The organism is Phenylobacterium sp., assembly GCF_036263695.1.
Lineage (GTDB): Bacteria > Pseudomonadota > Alphaproteobacteria > Caulobacterales > Caulobacteraceae > Phenylobacterium.
This window is the reverse complement of the sequence record NZ_DATAGM010000133.1, coordinates 1-6,902: the sequence shown is the minus strand read 5'-3', so window position 1 is coordinate 6,902 and position 6,902 is coordinate 1. Positions and strand designations below refer to the sequence as shown.

Annotated in this window: 7 protein-coding genes and 1 pseudogene; 5 read left to right on the top strand and 3 right to left on the bottom strand. The window is 69.8% G+C overall.

Features of this window, described 5'->3' with window-relative positions:
* Window positions 1-849, top strand: an 849-nt coding sequence (locus VHK87_RS05260; RefSeq protein WP_329633845.1) for an SDR family NAD(P)-dependent oxidoreductase, incomplete at its 5' end; no start/stop codon positions are given.
* Between the two features lie 126 nt (window positions 850-975).
* On the opposite strand, the pseudogene VHK87_RS19445 reads toward VHK87_RS05260, so the two are convergent.
* Window positions 976-1,179: pseudogene (locus VHK87_RS19445) on the bottom strand (methyl-accepting chemotaxis protein); the annotation flags it as partial.
* Between VHK87_RS19445 and VHK87_RS05250 the strand changes: the two are divergent.
* From VHK87_RS05250 to VHK87_RS05235, 4 genes are all read left to right on the top strand, one after another.
* A complete protein-coding gene (locus VHK87_RS05250) occupies window positions 1,162-1,857 on the top strand; it encodes a glutathione S-transferase family protein (protein WP_329633844.1) in 696 nt (231 codons plus the stop codon). The pseudogene VHK87_RS19445 and the gene VHK87_RS05250 sit on opposite strands and share 18 nt — an antisense overlap.
* A gap of 122 nt (window positions 1,858-1,979) precedes the next feature.
* The gene (locus VHK87_RS05245; RefSeq protein WP_329633843.1) at window positions 1,980-4,184 is read left to right on the top strand and encodes an ATP-binding protein; all 2,205 of its coding nucleotides are present in this window, start codon (window positions 1,980-1,982) and stop codon (window positions 4,182-4,184) included.
* On the top strand, window positions 4,181-4,564 hold the full coding sequence (locus VHK87_RS05240) for a response regulator (RefSeq protein ID WP_329633842.1): 384 nt from the start codon (window positions 4,181-4,183) through the stop codon (window positions 4,562-4,564). The genes VHK87_RS05245 and VHK87_RS05240 overlap by 4 nt, the downstream gene beginning before the upstream one ends.
* 8 nt (window positions 4,565-4,572) lie before the next feature.
* On the top strand, window positions 4,573-4,815 hold the full coding sequence (locus VHK87_RS05235) for an Hpt domain-containing protein (protein WP_329633841.1): 243 nt from the start codon (window positions 4,573-4,575) through the stop codon (window positions 4,813-4,815).
* On the opposite strand, the gene VHK87_RS05230 is transcribed toward VHK87_RS05235, so the two are convergent.
* Complete coding sequence (locus VHK87_RS05230) at window positions 4,812-6,230, bottom strand: glycosyltransferase (RefSeq protein ID WP_329633840.1); 1,419 nt, start codon at window positions 6,228-6,230, stop codon at window positions 4,812-4,814. The genes VHK87_RS05235 and VHK87_RS05230 overlap by 4 nt on opposite strands.
* 2 nt (window positions 6,231-6,232) lie before the next feature.
* The coding region (locus VHK87_RS05225; RefSeq protein ID WP_329633839.1) for a HEAT repeat domain-containing protein at window positions 6,233-6,902 on the bottom strand (670 nt) is incomplete at its 5' end.

Here is a 6,902-nt window from a genome sequence, read left to right as displayed (position 1 = left end):
GAGCTGCTCATGACCGGATCGCCCCACGCCGCCATCGCCTCAGGCAGGGTCGCCGTCATCACCGGCGGCGTCAGCGGCATCGGCCTGGCCGCCGCGCGCCGCTTCGCCGCCCTCGGCTTGAAGCTGGTGCTCGCGGACGCCGATGGCGACAAGCTCAAGAGCGCCGAAGCCGACCTGGGCAAAGCGACCGACGTCCGGACGCTTCACTGCGATGTGGCCGACTTCGATCAGCTCCGCGCCCTGGCCGACCTCGCCTACGGCTCCTTCGGGGCCGTCTCGGTGCTGATGAACAACGCCGGCATGGGCGGCTTTGCGGCCCCGCCCTGGGCCGAGCTCGATAAGTGGCGCCGGCTCGTGGACGTGAACCTCTGGGGCGTGATCCACGGCGTCCAGGCGTTCGTGCCGCGGATGCTGGAGGCAGGCGAGCCGGGCCTCGTGATCAACACCGGCTCCAAGCAGGGGCTCACCGGCCCGCCCGGCGCCTACGCCTACAACCTGTCGAAGGCCGGGGTGCGCAGCTTCACCGAGGCGCTGTCGTACGAGCTCTCGCGCACCGAGGGCGCGCAGCTATCGGCGCACCTGCTGATCCCCGGCTTCACCTTCACCGGCCTGACGCGCGCAGCCGAAAAGCCTGCCGCCGCTTGGACGCCGGACCAGGTGGTCGACTTCATGCTGGCGGCCATCGAGCGCGGCGACTTCTACATCCTCTGCCCGGACAACGAGGTGAGCCGCGAGATGGACGAGAAGCGGCTGCAGTGGACAGCCGATGACATCATCAAGAACCGCCCCGCCCTCTCTCGCTGGCGGCCGGAGTTCGCCGAGGCCTTCGCTCGTCACGTGGCGGACTAGCCGAACGCCTGCTGCAGTCTCTGCTGCTGGATGCGCGCACCCTTGCGCTCTCCAGCCGCGCGGGCGACGTATCTCGGCCACTTGGCCGGTGATCCGGTCGAGCGCCTCGCCGGTCTGATCCACGAGCTGCACGCCCTGGCCCACCTGGGCCATGGACGCGTCGATCAGGGCCTTGATCTCCTTGGCGGCCTCGGCCGAGCGCTGGGCGAGCGCGCGGACCTCGGAAGCGACGACGGCGAAGCCGCGATTCCGGCTTGCCTGAAGCGCCGCGCCCGCTAATGATTGCAATATGCAATCACTAATGAGGGCGCCATGAGCCTCGTCCTGCACCTCCACCCGCTCTCCTCCTACTGTTGGAAGGTGCTGATCGGGCTCTACGAACTCGGCGCGCCGTTCGAGCCGCGGATGGTGAACCTGGGCGACGCGGACGCGCGGGCGGCGTTCGCGGCGCTCTGGCCCACTGGCAAGATCCCCCTTCTCGAAGACGTGGCCGCCGGCCGGGTCATCCCCGAAACCTCCATCATGCTCGAGTACGTGGACGCGCGGTCGGCCGGCCCGGCGCAGCTGCTGCCCGAAGCTGTGTCGGCGCGGCTCGACGCCCGGCTCTGGGACCGTCTGTTCGACAACTACGTGATGACCCCGATGCAGAAGATCGTCGCCGACCGGCTGCGGCCGGAAGGCGCTAAGGACCCGCAGGGCGTCAAGGAAGCCCGCGCCATGCTGGCCATGGCCTACGGGATGATCGACGCGCGGATGGCGGGGCGCGACTGGCCGGCGGGCGAGGCCTTCAGCCTGGCCGACTGCGCCGCCGCCCCGGCGCTGTTCTATGCTTCTATCGTCGAGCCGATCCCGGCCGGGCTGCCGCACCTCCCGGCCTATTTCGAGCGCCTGCTGGCGCGGCCCTCCGTCGCCCGGGCGATCGACGAGGCGCGGCCATGGTTCCAGTACTATCCTTACCGCGAAGACATGCCGGCTCGCTTCCTGGAGCCGGCTGAGGTCCGAGCCTGATCCATTTGGCGGAGCGCGCCGCCCTGACTGGGCGCGCCTGCATGCGACCTCAGAGCGCATGAAGGTTAACTGTTCTGGAATCTTGCTGAGGCACATGGTCGCCGCCTCAACGAGGATCACCTGTGCCGCCCGTCGTCTCCCGCCTCGTCTCCTTGTTCCCGCAAGGATTGGTGCTGCCGTCGATGCTGGCGCTGGTGCTTGCGCCAGTGCTTTTGGCGGCCGTCTTCCTCGAGGTGCGGGAGCAGTTCGCCCAAGCCCGCGAACTGGCCGCCGCCGTGAACCGCTCCTACGAGGAGCGGCTGCAGCTCAAGAAGGTGTTCTCGCTCGTGCAGGACACCGAGATCGGCCAGCGTGGCTACATTATCACTGGGCAGCGGGCCTTCCTCGAGCCTTACGAGGCGAGCCAGACCCAACTGGCGGCGGAGCTGCAGACGCTCCGGACTCTCGTCAGCCGTCCGCCTGCGGACGGCGAGCCGGTCGCCGTCGAGAAGCTTGAGTCGCTGGCCAGGATCGAACGGCTGATCTCCGCCAAGCTGGCGTTCTCGCAAGAAAGCGTGGCGCTGAGGGAAGCCGGCGGCGACGCTGTCAGCGCCGTGGCCTCCGGCGAGGGCAAGCGGATCATGGACGCCTTCCGCGCCGAAGTGCGAATCCTGGAGGCGTCCGAGGCCGAGGGCCTGGATGCGCGCGTCCGGGCCGCCGAGAGCCGCGCCCGCACGATCGAGAGCTTCATTACGGTCGCGCTGGCAACACTCGCAGCGCTGCTGCTGGCGGCTGTGATCCTGGTCCTGCGCCAGTGGCGCCAGCGGCAGGACCTGCTGCAGCGCGAGCGGCGGTCCGCGGCGCGCAACCTGGCCATCTTCGAGAGCGCCACGGACGCGCTCATCACTTTCAACCGTTCGGGCACCATCGAGAGCGTCAATCGCGCCGGCGAGCAGATGTTCGGCTTCAGCCGGGCCGAGATCGCCCGCCGCGACGTGGGCCTCCTTCTCGATCTGCCCGCAACCAACGAGCTGTTCATCAATCGACTGGCCGGGCCCGGGGGGATCAGCCCGGGGCTCTCCAGGGAATATGTCGGCCGCCGCAAGGACGGAGGGACCTTCCCGGCGGAGGTCTCCCTCGGCCGTTTTGAGCTCGACGGCGAGGTGTTCATCGTCAGCTCGATCCGTGACATCAGCGAGCGCCGACGCGTGGAGAAGCTGAAGTCCGAGTTCGTCTCGACGGTCAGCCACGAACTGCGCACGCCGCTGACCTCGATCGCCGGCTCCCTCGGGCTGCTGGTGGGCGGTGCGGCCGGAACGCTCCCCGAGCGCGCCGGGCGGCTGCTGGCGATCGCCCACGCAAACTGCCAGCGGCTGGTTAGGCTGATCAACGACATCCTCGACATCGAGAAGCTCGAGTCGGGGCAGATGGCTTTCCGTTGGGGGCCGGTCGACCTGGCGGATGCGGCCCGACGCGCCGCCGAAGGCATGACCGGCCTCGCAAGCGAGACCGGCGTAGCGCTCCGCATCGAGACTACGTCCGTCCTCCCCAAGGTGGTCGGCGACACGGATCGGCTAGCGCAGGTGGTCTGGAACCTGGTTTCGAACGCGCTGAAGTTCTCGCCGAAGGGTGCCGAGGTGGAGGTCAGCGTCGAGACCGGCGGCGAGGGCTGGCCCCGCCTGACGGTCCGCGACCACGGCCCCGGAATACAACCGGAGTTCCGAGAGCGGATCTTCTCGCGCTTCGCGCAGGCCGACAGCTCCGACACGCGCGCGAAGGGCGGCACCGGTCTGGGGCTGGCTATCTCGCGCCAAATCGTGGAGCGGCACGGCGGGCGCCTCTGGTTTGAATCCGAGCCCGGCAAGGGCGCGACCTTCATCGCCGAGTTCCCGCCCGGGGCAACGCAAGCTGCGCCCTCCGGGCCCGCCGCCGCGGCCGCTCAGCCGACGCCTCTCGCCCAGCCGGGCGGTGGGCGGCCAGTCGTGCTGCATGTGGACGATGACGCGGACGTACGCGAACTGGTCGCCCGTGCACTACAGCCCTACTGCGACGTCGAGTCGGTGTGCGGGCTCAGGGAGGCCCGAGAGCGGCTCGGCGGCCTTTGGCCGGACCTGGTGGTTCTAGACGTCGGGCTCCCCGACGGCTCGGGCTTCGCGCTGCGCCCGATCCTGGCGCAACAGGGACGGCGCACGCCGCCGGTCGTCGTGTTCTCGGCCCAGTCGGTGGCGCCCGACGAGGCGGCCCAGGTTGCGGCCGTGCTCACCAAATCGCGGGAGTCGCTGGACCAACTCGTCTCGACGGTGACGACGATCCTTGAGAGTGGCGAGCTCAGGAAAATGCACGCATGACCAATCTGAAGGTTCTCTACGTCGACGACGAGCCCGACATCCGTGAGGTCGCCGCCTTCGCGCTCGAGCTGGATCCGGGGATCGAGCTGAAGACCCAATGCTGCGGCTTCGACGCGCTCACCATGCTCAGCCAGCTCGAATGGCGACCGGATGTGCTGTTGCTGGACGTGATGATGCCGGAGATGGACGGCCCCACCACGCTGGCGCAGATCCGCCAACTGCCAGGCTTGTCGCAAACGCCGGCCGTGTTCATCACCGCGCGCGCGCAGCCGCAGGAGCAGGAAGCCATAAAGGCGATGGGCGCGGTCGGCGTGATCACCAAGCCTTTCGATCCCATGACCTTGGCCAGCGACCTGCGGCAGATCCTGTCCGGCCGATGAGCGATACGATGGCGGCCTTTCGCGCCCGGTTTCTGGCCCGGTGCCGAGACGAGCTGGAGGTGTTTCGCAGCGGAGCGGACGGCGAGCTTCGTGCGGCCTCCCATCGCCTCGCGGGCATGGCGGGAACTGTCGGCTACCCCCAGCTCAGCACCCTCGCGCAGCGCCTCGACGAGCAGCTCTCGGAGGGGAAGCCGGCCGATCCCGCCGACCGGGCGGCGCTCGTCACGGCGATCGAGGCGCTGATCGGTTAGGCGCGGGCGAAGCCCTTCCGGGTCATGGCCCCCCAACTCTCGGACTTGCGCAGGAACTGCCACAGCCCGCGGATCCGCCAGAAGTTGTTGAGCTGCCGGTAGCCGAAGTTCTCCAGGACAGCCGCGCCTAACAGGATCAGCAGATCGCGCGACCGCGGGAACCGGCGCAGCTCGGCCTCTTCCAAGGCCAGTGAGGCCACGCTCACCGCCACCCCGAAGCCGAATGTCAGCCCCAGAAGGGCGAGCAGGTAGTCCAGCGACAGCAGCCCCATGGCCCAGAAGAGCGGGATCAGGAGGTAGCCCAGCACCTCCACGACCGGGCCGATGACGTCCACCAGCAGAATGTTGCCGAACCCCAGCGCCCCCACCCGGCCGTAGCGGGGGCTGAACAGCATGTCCCGGTGCTTGAAGAAGGTCTCCAGGGCGCCGCGGTGCCAGCGGGACCGTTGCCTTCCCAGTACGGCCAGGCTTTCCGGCGCCTCCGTCCAGCAGACCGGCTCGGCGACGTAGCCGATGCTGTACGGCCGGCCGAGGCGGCGGTAATGCTTGTGCAGCTTGACCACCAGCTCCATGTCCTCGCCGACCGTCCCGAGCGAGTAGCCGCCGACATCGAGGACCGCCTGGCGGCGGAACAGTCCAAAGGCGCCCGAGATCACCAGCAGGGCCCCGATCCGGCTCCAGGCGAGACGGGCCATCAGGAAGGCGCGCAGGTACTCCACCGTCTGCATCAGCGCGAGCAGGTTGCGCGGCACGCCGACTTCGAGCACCCGGCCGTACATGACCTTGCAGCCGTTGGCGATCCGCACGGTGCCGCCGACCGCGACCGTCCGCTCCGGATCTTCCACGAACGGGCGGACGGCTCGGAGCAGCGCGTCTGGCTCCAGCAACGAGTCGGCGTCCATCGAACAGACGATCGGCGTGCGCGCCAGGTTCAGAGCCGCGTTCAGGGCGTCGGCCTTGCCGCCGTTCTCCTTGTCGACCACCACCAGCCGGGGCTGCCGGGCGCCGGCGTAGACGCCGCGGATCGGCTTGCAGGGCGCCGTCAGATGGTAGTGACGCTGGACCGGCTCGAGCTCGAAGGCCTCGATCAGCACCTTCAGCGTGTCGTCCTTCGAGCCGTCGTTGACCACCAGCACCTCAAAGGCGGGGTATTGCAGCGACAACAGCGAGCGGACGCTCTCCACGATGGTCATGGCTTCGTTGTACGCCGGCGCCATCAGGGTGATGGGGGGCGCCGCCTCGGCGTACCGGCGCCAAAGCGTGCCCGGCTGTCCGACGGGCGGCGATTTCGAGAGCGCTCGGGCCGCAAGGATCAGCTGCCATAGGTAGACGCCGCTCTGCAGCAGCCCCGTCCCGATCACGATCGCCGCAATCCCCGTGGCGATCTGCTGTGCGATGACGGCGGCCTGATCCATGCTCACGCCGCCACAGCTTCCGCCAGGGCGCGCGCGGCGGCGCTCCGAACCAGCTCGTCGTGCTCCGCCTGCGCCTTGCGCAGCGCCAGAAGGCCGGCCGCGCCCAGGCGGCCGAGCGCTTCACCGGCGCGAAACCGGACCCACCACTCCGGATGGCCCAGGAGCGCCACAAGCTCCGGTGTGAGGGCCGCAAGGCCTGCGGCGCCCGCCGCTTCCGCGCCCGCCAGCTGCACCGGCCAGTCGTCATCGGCCAGCGCGGCGCGGATGGCCGGCTCGCTGATGGGATGCTGCAATCGCCCCAGCGCCCGCACGGCGGCGGCGCGCACGTCCGGATCGGGATCGCCTGCGGCCTCGATCAGCGTGGGAAGCGCGGCGTAGTCGCCCGCGCCGCCGATGGCGTCCACCAGCAGCGCCCGCGTCTGCGGCCCGTGCGCGCCGCGTAGGGCGGCGGCTTCGGCGGCGCGGGGCTGGTCCGCCACGACTCTCCGGATGAGGTCGGCGAGCCTCGTGGATGGCTGCAGGCCCGCCTTGTCCACCTCGGCCAAGAGGCTGGCCAGCGACGGCGGAGCGCCGCAGTCGGCCATGGCCCGCCAGGCCGTGTAGCGGACCTCCGGGTCCGGGTCGCCCGCCGCCGCCTGGAGCGCGGCGATCGCGGCCGCCCCCCCGAGCACG

What these genes read in the sequence shown, in the direction of transcription:
- VHK87_RS05235 (WP_329633841.1), top strand. Translation starts at nt 4,573, where the DNA reads ATGGCGGCCTTTCGCGCCCGGTTTCTGGCCCGGTGCCGAGACGAGCTG.
- VHK87_RS05230 (WP_329633840.1), bottom strand. Translation starts at nt 6,230, where the DNA reads ATGGATCAGGCCGCCGTCATCGCACAGCAGATCGCCACGGGGATTGCG.
- VHK87_RS05240 (WP_329633842.1), top strand. Translation starts at nt 4,181, where the DNA reads ATGACCAATCTGAAGGTTCTCTACGTCGACGACGAGCCCGACATCCGT.
- VHK87_RS05250 (WP_329633844.1), top strand. Translation starts at nt 1,162, where the DNA reads ATGAGCCTCGTCCTGCACCTCCACCCGCTCTCCTCCTACTGTTGGAAG.